Source organism: Pseudoalteromonas sp. S1650, from assembly GCF_005887195.1.
GTDB classification, from domain to species: domain Bacteria; phylum Pseudomonadota; class Gammaproteobacteria; order Enterobacterales; family Alteromonadaceae; genus Pseudoalteromonas; species Pseudoalteromonas simplex.
The window spans coordinates 13,352-34,046 of record NZ_PNDF01000045.1 but is presented as its reverse complement, the minus strand read 5'-3'; the positions used below and the strand labels follow the sequence as shown (position 1 = coordinate 34,046).

Here is a 20,695-nt window from a genome sequence, read left to right as displayed (position 1 = left end):
ATGCAACACAAAGGCTTTTCGGTAAGATAGGCATACGGAATCAAAGAAGAGATTAGGTAATGCGTTCTATACTTGCCATTACTGTTAGTGTATTTGCATTAACAGGGTGTGTTACAGAAAACAGCTACGAAGGTAGCGACAGACCCGTTGTTGAAAAACAAGTTAACAATACCGGTGCTGCCCGTACCCGTATCGCCCTTGCGTTACAGTACTTAAAAACAGGCAATAACTCACAAGCAAAATATAATTTAGAACGCGCCGCAGATTTTGCACCTGACCTCCCTGAAGTTCATTACTCTTTAGCTTATTACTATCAACAGGTTGATGAACCAGAACTTGCCGATAAAGCCTATCAGCGCGCATTAAAAATTGCCCCTAATGATCCAAATACCTTGAACAATTATGGTGTATTTTTGTGTGGTATTGGTGAGTATGACCGCGCTGCAGAAGAGCTTCTTAAAGCGATTTCAATTCCTAGCTATATCCGTGTAGCTGAAAGTTACGAAAACTTAGCTTTATGTGCGATTGAATTTGATGACTTCGAAAATGCGGAAAAATACCTAAAATCAGCACTTAATCACAGCTCGCAGCGCCCTTCTTCAATGATAAGCTTAGCTGGTTTGTATTACGCAAAAAGCGATCTACACAAAGCTGAAGATATTATTGAAAAATACGAATCAACAGGCCGCGTAACACCTCGTGCACTTATGCTCAGCTATCTTATCCAGCAACGTATGGGACACATAGAAAAAGCCGAAGCAACTGCAGGTATCATTTTACAAACTTACCCCGGCTCAAACGAAGCTAAAGCCATTACTTCTGGGCAGGTTAAACGTTCAGAGTTTGAAATATTACGAGAAAAATATCGTCAAGCTCAACTCGAAGAGCTCCAGATTTCAAGCGATAACTCATCGGTTAGCAAAGACCAACCAAAGATCCGAATCGTAAAAAGAAAAGCCCCAACAAAGGCGAATGAAACAGTAATTGTAGATAAGACAGATGTACAAACTTCTAATGCAAAAGAAGTATATGCTACGAATCAGCAAAAGTCAGAAGTGCCTGCAATTAATGAACAAGAAACTGTCGAATCAACCCAATCTGTTGCAAACATGCCAGCCCAAGTTGTTGAGCAAGCAAAGACTCAGCCTGAAGCTTCAGGCTTTAAGACTGAAGTAGCATCAACCGCAACTGAGCCTGTCGATACTGAAGCTGTTGTTAATGCGCTTGCAATAAAAACACCAGAACAAAAGAAAAGTATATCAACACCTAAAGCTGCTAACGATGAAGTCACTATTGTATCTTTTGGGGCACCCACATCTCCTGAGATTAAGCAACAAACTTCAACTTCTGCAAAAGCTGTCAGCAAAAATGAAAGCACAGTGATATTTTATCAGCCTGAAAAAGATGAAAATGTCTTTGGCGAAGAATCCAACTATGCAGGCCAAACGAGTCAAACCTCGTACTCAGTGACTTCTGAACAAATACAATTACCCATGCTCAACCCACGTGTACCTGCGCTGAATATCCCCTACCATATTATTGAAAATGGTGAAAACCTATTTAGCATTTCAGTGCGATACAATGTTAAACTACAGAAGATTTTGCTGTGGAATGGCTTAAAAGAATCGGATCGCGTACAAAACGGTACTCGCATCTATTTAAATGATCCGAATATTTATCACGACATTAATGCTGGTGATACTTTGTACGACATTGCCACGCAGCATAGCGTATTAATCGATCAATTAATGCGCTGGAACAAATTGAGCCCAGATGTTGCCCTTAAGCCTGGGCATAGACTTTTATTGGTAGATCCAGACTCATACGCATTATGAATGAAGAAAACAATTTAGAACAACCACAAGAAAAGCTCGGCCAGGCGCTAAAAAAACGCCGCGAAGAAGCAGGAATGAGCCTTGAGCAGCTTGCTGGTGCATTAAAATTATCAGTTTTACAATTACAACGATTAGAAAACGACGAACATGAATTACTAGGCCCTGCAACCTTCGTAAAAGGTTATATCAGAAGCTATTGTCGCGAGCTAAAAATAGATAGCCAAGCCATGCTTGAATTGTTACCTGAGCATGTTGAGCCAGCTAAAAAATCTAATATGCAGAGCTTCTCTCGTCGCACCGAAAAAGAAGCAAACGATAGCCGTTTAATGCTATTCAGTTATTTTATTTTAGCTGTCATTATAGGCTCATCGGTCGTTTGGTGGTGGCAAAATAGTAATCAAAGTATCGAAGAGCCGGTAACAACGGCGATGCCAAATCAGCTTGAAAGTAATGAGCTAACCACTAATTTAGCAGACGAAGCGCCAGTTGAAGAAACAGTTCAATTGCCTACAGAAGACAAAGAAGTTATTGAGCCACAAGAAACTGTGCCAATAACTAACAACGAAGCAGCAAATCAGGCTGCGTCACAAAGCCAATTAACTGCTCAGCCGCAAACAAAAAAAGCTGATCCTGAGCACAGCGAAGTGGTGATGCACTTCAATGAAGATAGCTGGGTAGAAATTCACGATGGCAACGGCGATCGTATTGCTTTTGGTGTTAAAAAAGCTGGTTACGTTATGACAGTAACCGGCCCACAGCCGTTTAGTGTGGTGCTCGGCAAACACCAAGTAGTCGATATTACTTTTCAAGGTCAAGCTGTCGATACCTCACATTTTGCCAAAAATCGCTTAGCTAAATTTACTTTACCGTTATCAGAGTAACCGCAATGTTTTCAGAATCTCCTATTAAACGCAGAAAATCGACCCGTATTAACGTAGGTAATGTGCCAATTGGTGATGGTGCACCAATTGCCGTTCAGTCGATGACTAACACCAACACCCTAGATATCGATGCAACGGTTGCACAAATTCAAGCTATTCAAGATGCTGGCGCCGATATTGTGCGTGTGTCTGTACCAACCATGGAAGCAGCTGAAGCATTTAAGAGCATTAAAGAACAAGTCACAATTCCACTAGTAACAGATATTCACTTTGATTACCGTATTGCGTTAAAAGTGGCTCAGTATGGTGCGGATTGTTTGCGTATTAACCCGGGTAACATAGGTAGCGAAGAGCGTATTCGTGCCGTTGTAGACTCAGCCCGTGAGCATAATATTCCTATTCGTATTGGTGTGAATGGCGGTTCATTAGAGCGTGATTTACAAGAAAAATACGGCGAACCAACACCAGAAGCACTGCTTGAATCAGCTATGCGCCATGTTGAGATCTTACAACGTTTAGACTTTGATCAATTTAAAGTATCCGTAAAAGCGTCAGATGTATTTTTAGCGGTTGGTGCATATCGTCTACTTGCGAAAGAAATCGACCAGCCACTGCATTTAGGTATTACCGAAGCAGGCGGTATGCGCTCAGGTTCTGTTAAATCAGCTGTTGGCTTAGGTATGCTACTTGCCGAAGGTATTGGTGACACATTACGCGTATCACTTGCTGCCGATCCGGTACAAGAGATCAAAGTAGGTTTTGATATTTTAAAATCATTACGCATTCGCTCACGCGGCATTAACTTTATTGCCTGCCCGAGCTGCTCACGCCAAGAGTTTGATGTGGTAAGCACCATGAACCAACTTGAAGAGCGCCTTGAAGACGTAGTTGAGCCTATGTCAGTGTCGGTGATTGGTTGTGTGGTAAATGGCCCTGGTGAAGCGCTGGTTAGTGATATCGGCCTTGCTGGTGCGAACCGTCGCTCTGGCTTATACATCAATGGTGAGCGTCAAAAAGCACGTATCGATAACGATAACATTGTCGACCAACTTGAAGGCTATGTGCGCGACTTTATCGCTAAAAAAGAGAAAGAAACGCCAATCGACATCAAAATCGTTGAATAATTCGCATATACTCGGCAAACCCTTGGGTTTGCCGTTTACCTTTAGAGCCCAAACGGTATAATAGCGGGTCAATTTTTAGTTTTTCTTGAGGCGCGACTTTTTTCAGCGCACGTACAGTATTTAGGATTTATCAGTGGCAAAACAAATTCAGGCAGTTCGTGGTATGAACGATTGTCTGCCAGGCGATACGCAAATTTGGCAGAAAGTAGAAGACATTTTACGTGAAACAGTTTCATCGTTTGGTTATCAAGAAATTCGTTTTCCAATTGTTGAATCAACCGACCTATTCAAACGCTCTATCGGTGAAGTAACCGATATCGTCGAAAAAGAAATGTACACCTTTGCAGACCGTAATGGCGATAACTTAACTCTTCGCCCTGAAGGTACCGCAGTGTGTGTACGTGCAGGTAATCAAAACGGTTTACTGTACAACCAAGAACAACGTTTATGGTATATGGGCCCGATGTTCCGTCACGAGCGTCCACAAAAAGGCCGTTACCGTCAATTCCACCAATTTGGTTTAGAAACATTCGGCATTGCCACTGCTGATATTGATGCAGAAGTTATTTTGCTGACAGCCCAATTATGGAAAGAGTTTGGTATCAGTGAGCACGTTCGTCTTGAGCTTAACTCATTGGGTTCAAATGAAGCGCGTGCAGACTACCGTGATGCACTTGTTGCTTACTTAGAGCAACACGTCGATGTACTTGATGAAGACTCTAAGCGTCGTATGCACAGCAACCCTTTACGTGTGTTAGATAGCAAAAACCCTGATGTACAAGCCATTTTAACTGATGCGCCTAAACTATCTGAGCACTTAGATGCTGAATCAAAAGAACATTTTGAAAATTTATGTGAACGTTTAGACGCTGCTGGCGTCGAATACACGGTAAATGAAAAGCTTGTACGTGGCCTTGACTATTACAACCGCACCGTTTTTGAGTGGGTAACCGATAGCCTAGGCGCACAAGGAACCGTTTGTGCCGGTGGTCGTTACGATGGCCTAGTTGAACAACTTGGCGGTAAAGCAACACCAGCGGTAGGTTTTGCAATGGGTCTTGAGCGTTTAGTGTTATTACTTCAAGCACTAGAAAGTGTAGGTGACATCCGCCGTAGTGCTGATGTATATTTGGCAGCCATGGGCGATAAAGCCAGCATTCAAGCGCCTATCATTGCCGCTCAGTTACGTAAAGATGTTGCAGGTCTTCGTGTTATGGTGCACGCAGGCGGTGGCAACTTTAAAAAGCAATTAAAACGCGCAGATAAAAGCGATGCGCTAGTCGCAGTTATTATCGGCGAAGATGAATTAGAACAAGGCGTTGTGACTATTAAGTACTTACGTGAGCGTAAAGAACAAGTCACCTTAAAACTAGAAGAAGCGAAAACGCTACTAGCTGAACTTATTTAAGCCCAGCTAGCAACAGAGGTAAGCATGGAAATTTATTCAACAGAAGAACAACAAGAAGAAGCGATCAAACGCTTTTTCCGTGAAAATGGTTTAGCACTTGCAATTGGTATTGTTGCAGGTTTAGGTGGTTTATATGGTTGGAAAGCTTATAACCAAAACCAAATCACCACAGCTGAGAAAGCATCTGACTCTTTCACACAACTTGTTGAAAGCGGTGCCGTGCTAGAAAAAGCGGATACGTTTATTAAAGAAAATAACGAGTCAAGCTACAGCACGCTAACAGCATTTGTTGCGGCAAAAGAAGCCGTAGAAAAAAATGACCTTGATGCGGCAAGCGAAAAGCTTAACTGGATCATCACCAACGAGCAAAACCCTGAGCTTAAAGCAACGGCAACAACGCGCCTTGCTCGTGTTCACCTTGCGCAAAAGCAATATGAGCAAGCGCTAACAACGCTAAACGCCCAGCTTCCTGCATCATTTACTGCTGCAGTCGCTGAATTAAAAGGCGATGTTTATGCTGCACAAGGCGACAAAGACCAAGCACGCAGCCAATACCAAGCTGCTGCGGATAATGGCGGCCTTGAAAACAACCCGTTATTACAAATTAAACTTGATGACTTAGCACAAACTAGCCCAGCGGCGTAAGGGGTTAAGATGAAGAAGTTAACAGCGGCAACACTTGCTCTGTGTATCGCAACCCTAACTGGGTGTTCGTCAAGTGATGACGAAGAAGAACTGGTACTGCCTGAAATTGTTAATCAGTTTGAGACAGACGTAGTATGGCAAGAATCAATTGGTGACGGTGTTCAGCATTATTTCTCGCGCTTAACGCCGGCTATTCATAACGATGTTGTGTATGTAGCAAACCGCGAAGGTGAAGTTGAAGCCCTTTCGCTTGAAAATGGCGATACGCTATGGCAAACCGATGTGCGTGAAAACCCTGCCTTTTGGCCTTGGGAAACCACAGAAAGTGCCAAGTTATCGGGTGGTATATTACAAGCTTACGGCAAAATTTTTGTTGGTTCTGAGCATGGTTACTTAACCGCGCTAGACCGTGAAACAGGTGAAATTGTTTGGCGTAAAACGATGCCTGGCGAAGTACTTGCTAAACCTGCTGCAGGCGACGGCTTAATCTTTGTAAACCTAGGCTCTGGTAAATTATTAGCAGTGCACCCAGATACAGGTGAAGAACGTTGGCGCTTCGAACAAGAAGTACCACCACTGACATTACGTGGTCAAAGTTCACCAACTGTGGCAAACGGCGGTGTATTACTAGGTCTTGAAACAGGTAAACTGAGCGTATTAATTTCAGAAAACGGCTACTCTGCATGGAGTGCTGAAATTGCCTCTCCAAAGGGTGCATCTGAGTTTGAACGTTTAGTTGATGTAGATACACAAGCATTAATTAGCGGCCCATACGCCTATGCAATCGCTTATAATGGTAACTTAGCAGCCGTTGATATTCGTTCAGGTAATGTTGTTTGGAAACGTGAATATAGCAGCTACCGTGATTTATCGATGGATAGCCAGTCTATCTATGTTGTTGATAGCGATGGTGTTATTTACGGTCTAGATAAAACATCAGGTATTGAGCGCTGGAGCCAACCAGCACTGCGCGGCTGGTACTTAACAGGCCCGACTGTGGCTGGTAAATATTTAGCACTAGGTGACCAAGAAGGTAACCTACATTGGTTAGACAAAGAAACGGGCGAGCTTGTATCGCGCGAAGACTTTGACAGCTCAGGTTTCTTTATTGAGCCTGTTGTTGCCGGTGACAAATTAATTTTATACACCCGAGATGGTGAAGTTAGCGCGGTTAAAATTCCAAACTAACTTACTAATAGTAAACGTTATTTTTCTAAGGCTTCGCTTGGCGAAGCCTTTTGTTGTTTTTTTAAGAGGTAGTTTATGCTTCCCGTGATCGCTCTTGTTGGGCGACCCAATGTGGGCAAATCCACATTATTTAACCGTTTAACACGTACTCGTGACGCCCTCGTAGCCGACTTTCCAGGCTTAACACGAGATAGAAAATATGGCCAAGCTGATTACGATGGCTATGAATTTATCGTGGTAGACACGGGTGGTATTGACGGTTCTGAGCAAGGTATCGAAACTGAAATGGCTGAGCAATCGCTTCTGGCAATTGAAGAAGCCGATATCGTGTTATTTTTAGTTGATGCCCGCGCAGGTATGACCGCCGCTGACCAAGCAATTGCGAATCACCTTCGTAAACAACAAAAGAAATGTTTTGTTGTGGCAAACAAAGTCGATGGTATTGATGCAGACTCGTACTGTGCTGAGTTCTACCAGTTAAGCTTAGGTGACGTACATCACATTGCAGCGGCTCACGGCCGTGGTATCACGCAGCTACTTGAAACAACTTTACAGCCAGTCATTGCCGAACTTGCAGGCGAAGCTGAAGAGCTTGAAGAAAGTGATGACGAATTAGTTGATCTTTACAGCGAAGATGAAGAAGGCGAAGACAACCAGCAAGCCTTTGCTGATAAGCCAGTAAAGCTTGCAATTATCGGTCGTCCTAACGTTGGTAAGTCAACACTTACAAACCGTATCTTAGGCGAAGAACGTGTAATCGTTTACGATATGCCGGGTACAACCCGTGATTCTATCTATATTCCGATGACACGTAACGACAAAGAGTACATTCTTATTGATACCGCAGGTGTTCGTAAACGTAAGAAAGTAAGCGATGTTGTAGAAAAATTCTCTGTGATCAAAACCCTTAAAGCGATTGAAGATGCTAACGTGGTATTGCTTGTGGTTGATGCGCGCGAAGGTATTTCTGATCAAGATTTGAGCTTACTAGGTTTTGCCTTAAACGCAGGTCGTTCATTGGTTGTGGCTGTTAACAAATGGGACGGCCTAGACGATTACGTTAAAGAACGTATTAAGTCAGAACTTGACCGTCGTTTAGGTTTCATCGATTTCGCACGTTTACACTTTATCTCTGCTTTACATGGCACCGGTGTGGGTCATTTATTTGAATCAGTAGACGAAGCGTACGAATCAGCCACTAAACGTATTAGCACAGCGATGCTGCGTCGTATCATGGATATGGCACAGGCCGATCACCAACCGCCACTTGTTCGCGGTCGTCGTGTAAAACTTAAATATGCTCACGCAGGTGGTTATAACCCTCCACGTATCGTGATCCACGGTAACCAAGTTCATGACTTACCAGATAGCTACAAGCGCTACCTAATGAACTACTACCGTAAAGCATTAGGTATTATGGGCACGCCAATCAAAATTGAATTTAGAGAAGGCGACAACCCGTACGCGGGTCGCACTAATAAAGTGACTTTATCGCAAAAACGTAAGATTCGTGCATTTGCGAAGGAAAACCGCAACAAGTCTTAGTTACTACGACTAAGCTTTAAGTATTGCAAAAACCTTGTAAGTATGACTTACAAGGTTTTTTTATTGCTGAAACTATGCTTTATTTAATAAACGAATAATAAATAGAGCAGCATAAATGGACTTTTTAAGTCAGGTTATTTACGTCGATAACGTAGAAGAAGTACTCGACTTTTACTATCAAGCATTTGGTTTAAATACCAACCATATCAGTGACGATGCCGAATACGGTGAGCTTGTTACAGGTTCCGTTAAACTTGCCTTTGCGACCCACCCGCATGCGCAAGCATATTTCAAGCAAGGGTATATTCGCGCCCATCCTAAGCAGCCTGCTCTTGGTTTTGAGCTAAGATTCAGCTGCCATAATTTAGTCGAAAGTTACGATAAAGCTGTGCTTGCTGGCGCTGAGCCATTGTGCCCGCCAACTAAAAAAGACGCCCAGCATTATGCGTATGTTCGGGCTATTGAGGGCACTTTAGTGTGTTTAGTAGAAGATTAGCTTTTTGTAAGGTCCGCTTTTGTTAGGTCAGAATGCAGCTCAAGCGTTAACTCGCGTAATAACTCGATTCGCTCCAAACTCATATTTGAGCGTGCCATTAACTTAGCTGTTAATTCTTCAGCATCAACTTTAAGTTGCACTCAATGTAATGAACGATTACGGCCGTATTCCTGTTTGTGGCATGATCTCAGGTTATAATGACGACACTGCACAACCAGGCCCGAGCAACCTCTTTTACATCAACTCGAAAAAGCTCACCATGAAAGGCTTTATCGTGATTGATTATTTTTCTCAATTCTCTGAATTTGTAGAGCAAATGAGCGAATGGATCAGCGAAGGCAAAGTTAAATCTGAAGAAACGGTATACCACGGCATCGAAAACGCCGTTGATGCATTTCTTGGTCTGTTCGAAGGTAAAAATAAAGGAAAAATGCTGGTTAAGCTATAACACTTAATAACCAATAAAGCCTGTATCTGAGTTGGTACAGGCTTCTTATTAAGCAAGTTTAAAAAATACGATTGCCGAAACAAGCATCCCTTGCCCTTACAAACCTTCATATTCAGCTTCCCTTGGTTTTAATATTTGCTCCTGACAAGTCATCTTATTCCAACAATCTGTTTCAGGTACGCCGTAATACCACGCTTTAAAAATAGGTTGATACTTTTCAATCACACGTTGTTGCATGCTTTCTGAAAAATGGGGTAAGTAAACCGTTTTAGTCAACGTAATGTGCCTTTTAATCATCTGTCCTAAATTAAAACGCTCTTGCCAAAATAGCATTTTTCCATTGAAATGCTCATCACTATCTGGCGCCGCATTTTGCATTATCACTTTGCCCTGTTCAGCCCAGCCAGCTACTTTATTCATTTGTTCAGCAAAGGGCTTAACAGTAAACGTTACATAAATGGGGTCATCAGCATCGGTGGGCGGAAAACCTCGAGTAAAGACGTTGTAGTGATAATTAGGATGAGTAACTTTAAAAAGAATTGTTGCGTATGCATTAGCTTGCAATAGGTCTAACCGCTCTCGCGGGAAGGTGATTGGCTCATTGGCATAGCTCGTTTTTAGATATCTATAACCGGAGTCTATGCCACAGCTACTATGACCACACGACTCTGTGTACACAGACTCTATTAAAAAAGGAAACTCCGACACTGAGCCATCTTCTGTTTTAATTGTCACAACGATGGGCCCGCGATACCCATGCGCCTTATCGAGTACTGTAGTGCAACTTGTTGTAAACAAACAGGCCAGTAACACGCAATAAAATTGCACCACCTTGCGCTTATAATCCTTCATATTTAGCTTCCCTTGGTTTTAAAATTTGCTTTCTGCAGTCAACCATATCCCAACAATCTGTTTCAGGTACGCCGTAATACCACGCTTTAAAAATAGGTTGATACTTTTCAATCACACGTTGTTGCATGCTTTCTGAAAAATGGGGTAAGTAAACCGTTTTAGTCAACGTGATATGCCTTGCAATCATCTGTCCTAAATTAAAACGCGCTTGGCGATACCTAATATCTGCTTTTTTAAACTCTCTGCTATCTGGTGCGAATTTTTGCATGTCTTGTTTAGGGCCTTCCGCCCAGCCAGCCACTTTGTTCATTTGTTCAGCAAACGGCTTAACAGTAAACGTTACATAAATGGGGTCATCAGCATCGGTAGGTGCAAAACCTCGAGTAAAGACGTTGTAGTGATAATTAGGATGAGTAACTTTAAAAAGAATTGTTGCGTAGGCATTAGCTTGCAATAGGTCTAACCGCTCTCGCGGGAAGGTGATTGGCTCATTGGCATAGCTCGTTTTTAGATATCTATAACCAGAGTCTATGCCACAACTACTATGACCACACGACTCTGTGTACACAGACTCTATTAAAAAAGGAAACTCCGACACAGAGCCATCTTCTGTTTTAATTGTCACAACGATGGGTCCGCGATAACCATGGGCCTTATCGAGTACTGTAGTGCAACTTGTTGTAAACAAACAGGCCAGTAACACGCTCATAAACACCACTAATTTTTTCACACTATTGACCTTATATTTTAAAAATTATTTAGCGCTAATAATGGGAGCTTTTAAATATTCTCTTCCTAGTCATTCAAAATCGATAAATAGGCAAGTTCTGCTAGTTTTTCTAAAGGTGACGTTGCATTAGACTCAGGCTTTTTAGCATGAACCGAGTAACGCCTTTTGGGAATTTTAACTTGAATAAAACCATGATTATTGGCCATATCAATACGCAGCATTTCACGCTCTTTTGGCGTTAAATGATTTTCATGGATCTTTTCAAGTTCGCCATGATCAAGCCAAATAGCCGCACAATTTGGACATTCGTCTATTTCAACCACTTTTAGTGGCGTGAAAAAGCGTCGCATCATCACCACGTCAGGGCACTTCGGGCAATTAATTCGCTTTGCTAAATCAACGCATTCTGTTGGCAGAGTTTGTAAATGAGCCACCAGCACTTGCGCTGGTTTTAAACTTGGATCGCTAAAGTGGAATATTTGTCGATTATCAAAAAATACACCACCGCTTTTTGATAAATACACGTTAACATCGCCAATGCTCACTGCTTCAAGTGCTGTTTTAGTACGCGGGCAAAACATAGACCTTCCTTGTTTTAAATTTAACTTAGCGCTTTTGTAATTATCGGTTTAAGCGGCTCAGGTAAGCTGATGTTACCAGCTAACACAAATTCATGTGCTTCGTTTGACATTTTTTGCCAAGTTTTACGAATAATACCCAACCATTTTTGCTCATCGTAATCAGGCTTGCTAGTTGCAAAATCAAGCATGTAATGTTCGATAAACACAAGGCTTGCGATGTCTTCAATTAATTGGCTATCAGGGTTTCGCTTTATATTCTTTTTAGCCACGGCTGCGTATACGCGCTCACATTCACCCGTTGAGTAACCAGCGGTTTTCATAAGGGCTGTTACACGCTCGGCATGAAAATCATATAAAGCAGTGCGCCATTGATAATAACCTTGCTTACCCATAGGGAAGTCACTGCGAGGAGAGCGCCAGCGTTCAATATGTTGGCCCCGTGCAGCAATGTGCATTAGTTCATCGGCTTGCGGATTAAAACGGTTAAGCATATCGGTCATACGCATAGAATATAAAGATTCTTTAGCTAACGCTTGCCCAGCATGCTTAACACGATTGGGATCTGCAGCATTCGCTGCATCTATGGCTTCTATAACAGTTTGAGACATATAACATTCTCTAGTTGGTTTATAGCCATGATTATAATGAGCAATAACTACTTTAGCTACTTTGCTCTAGCAAACAACTCTATTACAAACGAGTAAGGTCCATCGCGATGCTGTGCTTAGGCTTTTCAATCATTCGAAGTAACTCTTTGCCGTTAGAGCTTACAATAAACGTTGGGGTATAACGAAGGTCGTACTGCTTAGCTAAACCATCAGGGTCAAGCTTATCGTAACCAACCGCAATTAATTGGAGTGATTTCAGCTTTACACCCGAACCATCAAGTAACTTTAGTAAACGAGGCACTTCACGCTTAGAGTCATGACACCACGTACCTAAAAATACTAATACTTGTTTACCACTGAGCGTTTTAATTGTGTTTAAATCATCCTCAGATGGTGAATAGTTTTTATACTCTTTAGCAAAAGCAGGATACTGTGCGAGTAAATCCTCAGCGGTAATTTCCCCACTGTACGGCGACGTCGTTGCAAATGTGAATGATGAGAATAATAAGGTAACGAAATAAATAACTTTTTTCATTGTGAGTGCTCTTTGTTCTAATTAACTCACAATAACCAAATTATCGAAAACACTCCAGCATTACAATTGCGAGTTTGCACATACTTACTTTCTATGAGGTGCTTTAGATAAACTCGCAATGCTGTGAATAAGCCATTAAAATACGCTTTTATAATTAACCATGGTGCCATTTATGTCTTTTCCTCCTTGCCCACAATGTAACTCTGAATACGTGTATGAAGATCAAAACAATTTAGTTTGCCCAGAGTGTGCTCACGAGTGGGACCCCAATGCGGTTGATACCGATGATGTGATCAATGTGAAAGATGCTAACGGCACTTTATTGGCTGATGGCGACAAAGTGACCGTTGCTAAAGATTTAAAAATTAAAGGCAGCTCGCAAGTTATTAAAATTGGCACCAAAGCCGTGATCCGCCGTGTGCTAGATAAAAAAGACCACGAATTAGACTGTAAAGTCGATGGCGTTGGTGAAATGATGGTGACCGCTAAGTTTGTTAAAAAAGCTTAAAGAAGCATAGTAAGTAAATCGACTAACCAGATTTACTTACTAACATTAGTAAAGTTACTTCTTTGTCACCACGCCTTCAGGTATGTGTAAAGTACGTTGCGGGAAAGGAATTGTCAGGCCTGCTTTCTCGATTGACTCTTTGACACGTTTGTTTAAATCCCAATAGGTTTGCCAATAGTCTTCATTTTTAGCCCATGCTCTTAGCTGAATATTCACCGAGCTCTCAGCCATGGCTGTCACCATCACTTGCGCCGCCGGTTCACTCAGTAAACGGCTTTCGTTCGCGGCAATATCTTTTAGCACCGCAAAGCCATCATCGATTGAATCGGCATATGAAATACCCACAACAATATCCATTCGGCGTTTGCCATTTCGGGTGAAATTTTTAATATTATTTCCCCACACTATGCCATTAGGTGATGCGATATAAAGACCATCAATGGTTTGAAAAACACTGGTGAATAGGTTTACCTCAGAGACAGTACCTTGCATCGAGCCTATTTCAACAAAGTCACCAACTTTAAACGGCCTTAATATAAGTAACATCATGCCTGCTGCAATATTACTTAAAGTGTCTTTAAGGGCTAAACCTATCGCCAAACCTGCCGCCCCCATTAGGGCAATAAGGCTTGCCGTATTCACGCCAAAGATATCTAAAATAAATACCCCGCCAATAATATACACCGCATAGCCTGCCACAGACGACAAAATAGGCAGCAGGGTATTATCAACTTTTTTAAGCGTCGCGTTGGAGTTTTTGATAGCCTTTTTCACTGACTTAGCAAGTACTGCACTGGCAATTAAAATAACAATTGCGAGTATCAATTTATACCCTAGCGCTATGATTGTTTCTGAGTTATTGAGCCAAAATTCATTGAGGGTTTGTTTCATAAAGATCCTTGATTTTTTTAAATTCGAAATTGCATTTATTGATAAATTGAAAAGAAAAGCCATGCGTTATAGGCAATAAAAATCAGCAATAAACCAATACCTTCAGCGCGATTTACCCTGCCAATACCTCGGTGCCCATAAGCAAAAATTAATAAAAAAATTGAAAGAGAGAGCATCGCCAGCCAATCTCGCGATAATAGATCCGGTGAAAGGTTAACAGCAGGCGCTATCATTCCTGCAATACCTGTGACGGCCAAGATATTAAATATGTTTGAGCCAATCACATTACCAATGGCAATGTCGTGTTCACCTTTTCTGGCTGCGGCAATTGAAGCTGCAAGTTCAGGGAGCGAAGTGCCAAGTGCCACGATTGTGAGACCTATTATGAGGTCGCTAATGCCCATAATCTCAGCAATACTGACTGCCCCCCATACCAATAACCTTGAACTTGCAATGAGAACTACAAGCCCAACAATTAGCCAGATAATAGCCGCTTTAAGTGACATTGTTTGCACGTTAAGTTCTTGCTCAACATCTGTTGCTAAGCTGTCATTTTTGCTTTTAAGGCCAGAATAAATACTCCACCCCATAAAACTGCAAAAGCCAAGTAACAATACACCTGCGTCAAAACGTGATAAGCCACCATCAACAATCAGTAATGCAAATAGCACACTCACCACAAGCAATAATGGGAGTTCTTTTTTAACGATATTAGAGTGAACAGCAATCGGGGCAATCAGCGCTGTTATTCCTAGTATAAGCCCAATATTGACAATGTTTGACCCCAGCGCATTACCTAAAGCAAGCTCTGGGCTGCCATCAGCAGCAGCCATGGCCGATACCAACATCTCAGGAGCTGACGTACCAAACCCAACCACAATCATACCAATGAGTAAACTAGGCATACCTGCATATTTTGCGCTTACAGCTGCACCATCAACAAAGCGATCAGCGCTCCAAATCAGCAATACAAAACCAACTAAAATGGCAAGGATAAACAAGGTCATAGTGCTCTCCAACAGAAGCGTTGCAAAGCAAAATGTGATAAATAAACCGATTTAAGAGGACAGAAATAACCATATAAATGGTCTAGAAATGTAACAAGCACGAGACGGTTCCTTAGGGCGAAGAACAATAAGACACGCATCAAGGTCGCCCATTGAACCCAATACGTGCCTTAGGTCTTGTCAATCCGGCTTGCGGACATGAACGCCACGAACATTGGTTCGGAGACTGTTGACGTTCATCTTAATCTAAGAGACTACTCCCCTAAGGTTAGGTAAAGACTATATAACTAAAAGTCATACAATTAAAGCTCTAATTGTTCCTTTTTTACTTGTTATTTAGAAGCTCAAATGTTCTACAACAATCCCTGTAACTTCACAATGTTCACAACTCTTCAAGAGTGTAACTTGCATAGTTTGGTTCAAACATCATTGCCATCCTTGCTTTGGGTTATTAATTCTTTGGGTACTCAGTGCTTTAGATATAATGTACCATTTTGCTTTATTTGCAAAAGCCATTGATCAAACAAATTGTTCGCGATACTCAGCTCTTCATCTGAAAGTGTCGGGTATTGTCTTTGATCAAACCACGCATAACGATTATACACATCGTTATTTTGCGTGATTTCCATAATGAGTCGATTTATAGCGTAGGCTTTTGCTGCACTATGCTCACCAACTTGTTCGCTGTAATACATGCTCGCTAAACTCATCAGCGCTTGTTCACTGCCCTGCTTCGCTGCTTGCTCTAAAAATACGGTTTTACGCTCTTTAAAACCATCACGATTTTTGATGAACTCGGCACGTGACAACTTCTCAGGAAATTGCGACTTCATGTAAAATTCGGGAGTTAGCCCAGCAAACGTTTGCTGCGCAAAGGCAGAGCCCTGTTCTGCTGCCATTGCCAAATAACGGTAAAAAGACCGCCGCGTTGCTAAATCTAACCCTTGGCAATACTCATATTTTTCAAAAACACGGTTTTGCGTATCACCAGCATCGCTAAACTCATAGCTTTCGGCTAATGTTGCCTCAAGCGCCTCAGCATCTAAAGGAGCATTAAAGCAATACTTAAGATTTTGTGCGATGAGATAGTTAGCCTCAGCATCACCTTGCTTAGCGCGTTGCTTTAGCTCAGTAAAATGGTCAATAAACACACCATCAAAACGCCATTTCGGTGCATTTTTGATAATAAATTCACGGCTATCATTGGCTTCACTCACTTGCTCAGCAGATTCATCAGGTAACAAACTCGTATCAGGCTTTGTGGCTGATATGTTTACTTGTGCCTCAACGTGCTGCGAAGCTGTTGTATCATTTGATGACTCTGAATTGGTTGCAAAGATTGCAGCTTCTCGTGAAGAATATATATAAATAACGAACAACAATACCACAATTAAAAATGGCTTTACTCCTTGCCTAACAAAAGCATACCCAGACATAACAACCTACTTATTATTTTTGTTGCTCAGTAAGTTACAAGAAAACAGTGATGAAAGCGAAACTTAACTGCGGTTTCGCTTTGTTTGCATTAAACAAGCAATAACAATAAAACTAATCCCAACTAATTGCTGCCCATTTACCGGGCTATCTAGAATGGTTAACTGAAGAAGGTATGAAAACACCACTGACGTATAAATCAGCGGCGCTAGTTCAGAGCCGGTAGTAACTAGTTTATATGCAGAGCTTCTAAAGTATTGCGTAGCACTACTAAATACCGCTAATAACACTAATAAGCCTAATAATAACCAAGCACTCTCAAACACCAAGCTGCCTGCTGCGAGTTCAGCATTTAGCCCTCCAACAAACAGCGGCAGAATGAAAAATAGCATACTGAATAGTGCTGCAATTAAAAAGCAAAAACCATTGGCAACCAGAACCGGGGTTTTCTCTTTACTAATTTGAAATAAACACAATTGCGAGCAAGCATTAAAAAAGCCAGCCGCCAGACCAATTAATAGCTCCCAACGTAACGTAATCCCTTGGTCGGTCATACTTTGAATGATCAGCCCTATCATCATTAACAACAAAGTCGGCACGACAAACAAGTCGATTTCTCGCTTATACACCACACTTTCAAGCAGTGGGATAAACAAAGGCCCGGTGCTAAATAACACAACCGCCTCAATTAACGTAAGTTTGTAAAGCGCTAAAATAAAAAACCCTTGGCACAAGGTGATAAAAACAGCGCGTAGCATCACATTTTTTAATGCAGAAAAACTAACATAATGCCAAAACCGTGCTCGCGCTGTTGCTAACATTAAACAACCAGGTAAGAGCAACCTTAAGAATAACAGTAAAATAATTGGCAGCATGGGGGTTAACAGCTGGGTAACCAGTCCATTCAGTGCTAGAGTGAGGGTAGATAGCAGCATTAACGCACTAGAGCGGTGACTAATATTCATTTACATTGTTTATAAAGCGAGTAGATGACACTCACGATACGCTCTGCTGAAATTATAAAAAAGCGAATAAAACCGCATTAATATGTAAGAAAAACTAACACATGAAACACAATATCCCGCTCAAATCCTTATACAGTTTCATTGCTGTTGCAGAGACTGGCAGCATGGTTAAAGCCGCAGATTCAATTCACGTTAGTCACTCGGCTATCAGCCAAGCTATCAAGTCTCTTGAGCAACAGCTTGAGGTAAAACTTTTCGATAGGGTTGGCAGACAAGTGTATTTAAATGATGCTGGGAAACTTTATTATCAGCGCGTTTCGCCCGCCGTTCAGGCCATCATTTCAGCAAGCGAAGAGGTTAAAAATAAAGACAAAGATCATCATTCAATTTCACTCAACATGGTGAATTCTTTGGCATTACATTGGTGGATACCACGAGTTGATAAGCTACAAAATTGTTATGCTGAGTTAGATATTCGCTTATCAAACTTTGTAGGTGATGTTGATCTCGAAAGACGCAATATCGATATGGCTATTTTTCAGGGCGATCCGCAAAATTGGCAAAAGTACCACTGTGAGAAATTAGCAGATGATGAACTTGTTTTAGTTTGCAGCCCGTCATTATTAAAGCCAGAAACTACAAACAACATCAATGAACTATTAAACCGCTTTCCCGCCATTCAAGTGCTTAATGCACGCAGAAACAATAACTGGCAGATTTGGGCAGAGCATAACCACATTGCCAGCCCTAAAGCACAGAAAAACCGCTCTTTTGAAACCACAGCTCAAGCATTGCAAGCTGTAACGAGAGAACTTGGCCTACTGGTTACCCATAAGCAATTTGTTTTAGAAAAGCTCGAATATGGCGAATTAGTGCAGCTAGGCAGTGCAGTAATCCATCCGCAGCAGTCATTTTTCTATGCCTGCAAAGCTGACAAATTAAAGCATACCAGCATTCAACAATTGATCGCATGGCTAAAAAATGAATTTTTAGCAAGTTAGCAAAATTGTAGCGACGATTTTATATCGCGTAGAATTGATTGCTTTACATTGAATCATTTATATAGCACCAGCAATAAAGACCAATTCAAAACTATTTTATTTAGAGCTAGTTATATGCCAAACGTGATTAGCTTAACTTATCTTTATACTCACACATGCCTTTTAACGCATGGTCGATTAAGGTTTTTATGTTCGTCAGCTCAGTGATTTTGGCGTCTATTTCTTTACTTTTTTCAATCAATTTGGCGGCCATAGCTTGCTGAGTTAAGTTGTTTTTGCCAAGTAGCTGTGTGAGATCTTTAATCTCTTTTAAAGTGAAGCCTAGGTTTTTAGCCATTGTGATCATGTTGAGCTGCTCAACTGTTTTTTCACTATAAATACGATAGCCATTCACATCTCTTGAAGGTGGCGGGATCAACTGCTCTTTTTCATAAAAACGAATGGTGTCTTTTGTGAGGCCGGTTAATTGCGTGACTTGCTTGGTTTTCATAAAAATACGCTTGACTGTAGAGTAAGCTCCACAGTTTATGCTCAACGCATTCTTCTATCAATACTAATAAAAAAATGAATACATCGATTAGTGTTAAAACAGCCGATAACGTCACTTTAAATGGCACTCATTTTGCGGCCAACAACCCTAAAGCAACGGTGCTATTAAACCCAGGTACAGCAACAAAAACCACCTACTATTTACCGTTTGCGGAGTTCTTAGTCAGCCAAGGTTTCGATGTGGTTGTTTGGAATTACCGTGGCTTTTGCGAATCGAAAACAAGCCAGTTAAAAGGCTGTATTTATCAATATTCAGACATTGGCCGCTTTGATATGCCTGCCATGATTGATAAAGCTAAAAGCATCAATCCTTCTCTGCCACTTTATTGCGTTGGTCATAGTGCTGGCGGTCAGCAAATAGGTTTAGCTGCCAATTACCAAAAGCTTGATGCCCTTGTTGCGGTTGCAGTTTCTGCCGGATACTTTGGTTATATGCCAACCGGTTACCGTATTAAAGCTAACTTCTTCTTTCGTTTATTTTCGCCGATTACGGGGGCATTATTTAAATACGTGCCTGCTAAAAAAATGAATTTTATGGAAGACTTACCCGTTGGCTTTACGCGTGAATGGTCAGCGTGGTGTAGAGAAAAGCAGTTGTTTTTCTCGAATAAATTTTACGGTAAATCGATTGCCGAAGGTACCTATAAAAACTTTGATATTCCTACCTATGTCTTTACCGCTGACGATGATGAAATCTGTACCGAGCAAAACGTGCATAACTTTTGGCGCAATGTAACCAGCAAACACCCAATTGCTTTTAAGCGTTATCAATCTGCACAATTACCCGCTAAAAAAGTAGGCCACTTTGGCTATTTCAGAAAACATAATCAAGCAATTTGGCATGACATATTAACCGCGTTAAATGAGACTCATAATGCCAAACAAAGCAGTGCTATTTAAACAACACGCTCGTTTACTCTTTATTGTACTCGCGAACTTTATCGCCAGTATTTTGCATTATGTGCACAATATTATGTATTTTGAGCACTATCCTGAACCTGATTGGCTTGCAGCAAACGTGGTCGACTACTTTTGGTTTATCATGACTTTTGTTGGCTTATATGCGCTGCTCTGTTTAGCTAAGCAACGCATTAAACACGCCATGTGGCTGCTCCATCTTTATGCTGCGATGAACATGTTATCGGTACTGCATTATGCGGTTGATAGCGATAACGTTATGACAACCGCAATGCATGTATTAATTTGGCTGGAAACCGTTGTTGCTATTTGGCTCATTATTTTCGTTGCAAAAACACGCTTAGCAACATCCAACTAGCGGTCACTCTTGAGTCTTTTTAATTGACCTATTTTGCTTTTGAACAGTATTAACCATTTTTGAAAACGACCTCTGTTTTGTTATGCTCAACAACACGTCCTAAATGGCTGTTTTCCAGCTCATCTAAACTCAACTGTTGTTGAAAGAAAGGTCGCATGCCTAATTCTATCAGTGAAGGTGTTTGCATA

General features: G+C 41.5%; 24 protein-coding genes. 13 read left to right on the top strand and 11 right to left on the bottom strand.

Annotated elements, in window-relative coordinates:
- Positions 1-59: 59 nt before the first annotated feature.
- From pilW to CWB80_RS13915, 9 genes are all read left to right on the top strand, one after another.
- Positions 60-1,835, top strand: coding sequence for a type IV pilus biogenesis/stability protein PilW (pilW, locus tag CWB80_RS13955; protein ID WP_138601958.1), 1,776 nt, complete (start codon positions 60-62; stop codon positions 1,833-1,835).
- On the top strand, positions 1,832-2,716 hold the full coding sequence (locus CWB80_RS13950; protein WP_138601960.1) for a RodZ domain-containing protein: 885 nt from the start codon (positions 1,832-1,834) through the stop codon (positions 2,714-2,716). Before pilW ends, CWB80_RS13950 begins: the two co-directional genes overlap by 4 nt.
- Positions 2,717-2,721: 5 nt before the next feature.
- Positions 2,722-3,840 carry a flavodoxin-dependent (E)-4-hydroxy-3-methylbut-2-enyl-diphosphate synthase gene (gene ispG, locus CWB80_RS13945; RefSeq protein ID WP_054553525.1) on the top strand — a complete coding sequence of 373 codons (1,119 nt, stop codon included), beginning with the start codon at positions 2,722-2,724 and terminating at the stop codon, positions 3,838-3,840.
- Positions 3,841-3,973: 133 nt separating this feature from the next.
- Entirely contained in the window at positions 3,974-5,248 is a 1,275-nt protein-coding gene (hisS, locus tag CWB80_RS13940; protein WP_138601962.1) for a histidine--tRNA ligase, read from the top strand.
- Between the two features lie 24 nt (positions 5,249-5,272).
- Entirely contained in the window at positions 5,273-5,893 is a 621-nt protein-coding gene (locus tag CWB80_RS13935) for a YfgM family protein (RefSeq protein WP_054553523.1), read from the top strand.
- A gap of 9 nt (positions 5,894-5,902) precedes the next feature.
- Positions 5,903-7,081 carry an outer membrane protein assembly factor BamB gene (gene bamB / locus CWB80_RS13930; RefSeq protein WP_138601964.1) on the top strand — a complete coding sequence of 393 codons (1,179 nt, stop codon included), beginning with the start codon at positions 5,903-5,905 and terminating at the stop codon, positions 7,079-7,081.
- 75 nt (positions 7,082-7,156) lie between these two features.
- Entirely contained in the window at positions 7,157-8,626 is a 1,470-nt protein-coding gene (gene der / locus CWB80_RS13925; RefSeq protein ID WP_054553521.1) for a ribosome biogenesis GTPase Der, read from the top strand.
- Between the two features lie 115 nt (positions 8,627-8,741).
- Entirely contained in the window at positions 8,742-9,122 is a 381-nt protein-coding gene (locus CWB80_RS13920; protein WP_054553520.1) for a VOC family protein, read from the top strand.
- Positions 9,123-9,270: 148 nt separating this feature from the next.
- The gene (locus tag CWB80_RS13915) at positions 9,271-9,570 is read left to right on the top strand and encodes an MDR/zinc-dependent alcohol dehydrogenase-like family protein (protein ID WP_054553519.1); all 300 of its coding nucleotides are present in this window, start codon (positions 9,271-9,273) and stop codon (positions 9,568-9,570) included.
- 96 nt (positions 9,571-9,666) lie between these two features.
- Here CWB80_RS13915 and CWB80_RS13910 read toward each other — a convergent pair whose 3' ends face one another.
- From CWB80_RS13910 to CWB80_RS13890, 5 genes are all read right to left on the bottom strand, one after another.
- A complete protein-coding gene (locus CWB80_RS13910; protein ID WP_054553518.1) occupies positions 9,667-10,422 on the bottom strand; it encodes a hypothetical protein in 756 nt (251 codons plus the stop codon).
- Positions 10,409-11,152 carry a hypothetical protein gene (locus CWB80_RS13905; RefSeq protein ID WP_054553517.1) on the bottom strand — a complete coding sequence of 248 codons (744 nt, stop codon included), beginning with the start codon at positions 11,150-11,152 and terminating at the stop codon, positions 10,409-10,411. Before CWB80_RS13905 ends, CWB80_RS13910 begins: the two co-directional genes overlap by 14 nt.
- A gap of 65 nt (positions 11,153-11,217) precedes the next feature.
- Positions 11,218-11,733, bottom strand: a complete 516-nt coding sequence (locus CWB80_RS13900; protein WP_054553516.1) for a TFIIB-type zinc ribbon-containing protein — start codon at positions 11,731-11,733, stop codon at positions 11,218-11,220.
- Positions 11,734-11,753: 20 nt separating this feature from the next.
- On the bottom strand, positions 11,754-12,341 hold the full coding sequence (locus CWB80_RS13895; protein WP_138602276.1) for a DUF4202 domain-containing protein: 588 nt from the start codon (positions 12,339-12,341) through the stop codon (positions 11,754-11,756).
- Between the two features lie 82 nt (positions 12,342-12,423).
- Positions 12,424-12,876, bottom strand: a complete 453-nt coding sequence (locus tag CWB80_RS13890) for a TlpA family protein disulfide reductase (protein WP_054553515.1) — start codon at positions 12,874-12,876, stop codon at positions 12,424-12,426.
- Between the two features lie 172 nt (positions 12,877-13,048).
- On the opposite strand from CWB80_RS13890, the gene CWB80_RS13885 reads away from it, so the two are divergent.
- Positions 13,049-13,384, top strand: a complete 336-nt coding sequence (locus tag CWB80_RS13885; protein ID WP_054553514.1) for a zinc ribbon domain-containing protein YjdM — start codon at positions 13,049-13,051, stop codon at positions 13,382-13,384.
- Positions 13,385-13,438: 54 nt separating this feature from the next.
- Here CWB80_RS13885 and CWB80_RS13880 read toward each other — a convergent pair whose 3' ends face one another.
- The 4 genes from CWB80_RS13880 to CWB80_RS13865 all read right to left on the bottom strand — a co-directional run bounded on the left by CWB80_RS13880 (position 13,439) and on the right by CWB80_RS13865 (position 17,681).
- Positions 13,439-14,275 carry a mechanosensitive ion channel family protein gene (locus CWB80_RS13880; protein ID WP_138602278.1) on the bottom strand — a complete coding sequence of 279 codons (837 nt, stop codon included), beginning with the start codon at positions 14,273-14,275 and terminating at the stop codon, positions 13,439-13,441.
- Between the two features lie 35 nt (positions 14,276-14,310).
- Positions 14,311-15,282 (bottom strand): calcium/sodium antiporter, encoded by a 972-nt coding sequence (locus CWB80_RS13875; protein ID WP_138602280.1) that lies wholly within the window; start codon positions 15,280-15,282, stop codon positions 14,311-14,313.
- A gap of 467 nt (positions 15,283-15,749) precedes the next feature.
- A complete protein-coding gene (locus CWB80_RS13870) occupies positions 15,750-16,718 on the bottom strand; it encodes a hypothetical protein (RefSeq protein ID WP_054553511.1) in 969 nt (322 codons plus the stop codon).
- A gap of 63 nt (positions 16,719-16,781) precedes the next feature.
- On the bottom strand, positions 16,782-17,681 hold the full coding sequence (locus tag CWB80_RS13865) for an EamA family transporter (protein ID WP_138602282.1): 900 nt from the start codon (positions 17,679-17,681) through the stop codon (positions 16,782-16,784).
- Positions 17,682-17,782: 101 nt separating this feature from the next.
- Here CWB80_RS13865 and CWB80_RS13860 point away from each other — a divergent pair, with 101 nt between their 5' ends.
- Positions 17,783-18,682 (top strand): LysR family transcriptional regulator, encoded by a 900-nt coding sequence (locus CWB80_RS13860; protein ID WP_054553509.1) that lies wholly within the window; start codon positions 17,783-17,785, stop codon positions 18,680-18,682.
- Positions 18,683-18,809: 127 nt separating this feature from the next.
- Here CWB80_RS13860 and CWB80_RS13855 read toward each other — a convergent pair whose 3' ends face one another.
- Entirely contained in the window at positions 18,810-19,172 is a 363-nt protein-coding gene (locus tag CWB80_RS13855) for a MerR family transcriptional regulator (RefSeq protein ID WP_054553508.1), read from the bottom strand.
- Positions 19,173-19,246: 74 nt separating this feature from the next.
- Between CWB80_RS13855 and CWB80_RS13850 the strand changes: the two genes are divergently transcribed.
- Together CWB80_RS13850 and CWB80_RS13845 are read left to right on the top strand one after the other, a co-directional pair.
- The gene (locus CWB80_RS13850; protein ID WP_054553507.1) at positions 19,247-20,131 is read left to right on the top strand and encodes an alpha/beta hydrolase family protein; all 885 of its coding nucleotides are present in this window, start codon (positions 19,247-19,249) and stop codon (positions 20,129-20,131) included.
- Complete coding sequence (locus CWB80_RS13845; protein ID WP_054553506.1) at positions 20,106-20,507, top strand: hypothetical protein; 402 nt, start codon at positions 20,106-20,108, stop codon at positions 20,505-20,507. Before CWB80_RS13850 ends, CWB80_RS13845 begins: the two co-directional genes overlap by 26 nt.
- A 49-nt stretch (positions 20,508-20,556) precedes the next feature.
- Here CWB80_RS13845 and CWB80_RS13840 read toward each other — a convergent pair whose 3' ends face one another.
- Positions 20,557-20,694, bottom strand: coding sequence for a hypothetical protein (locus tag CWB80_RS13840; RefSeq protein ID WP_200909100.1), 138 nt, complete (start codon positions 20,692-20,694; stop codon positions 20,557-20,559).
- Between the last annotated feature and the right edge of the window lies 1 nt (position 20,695).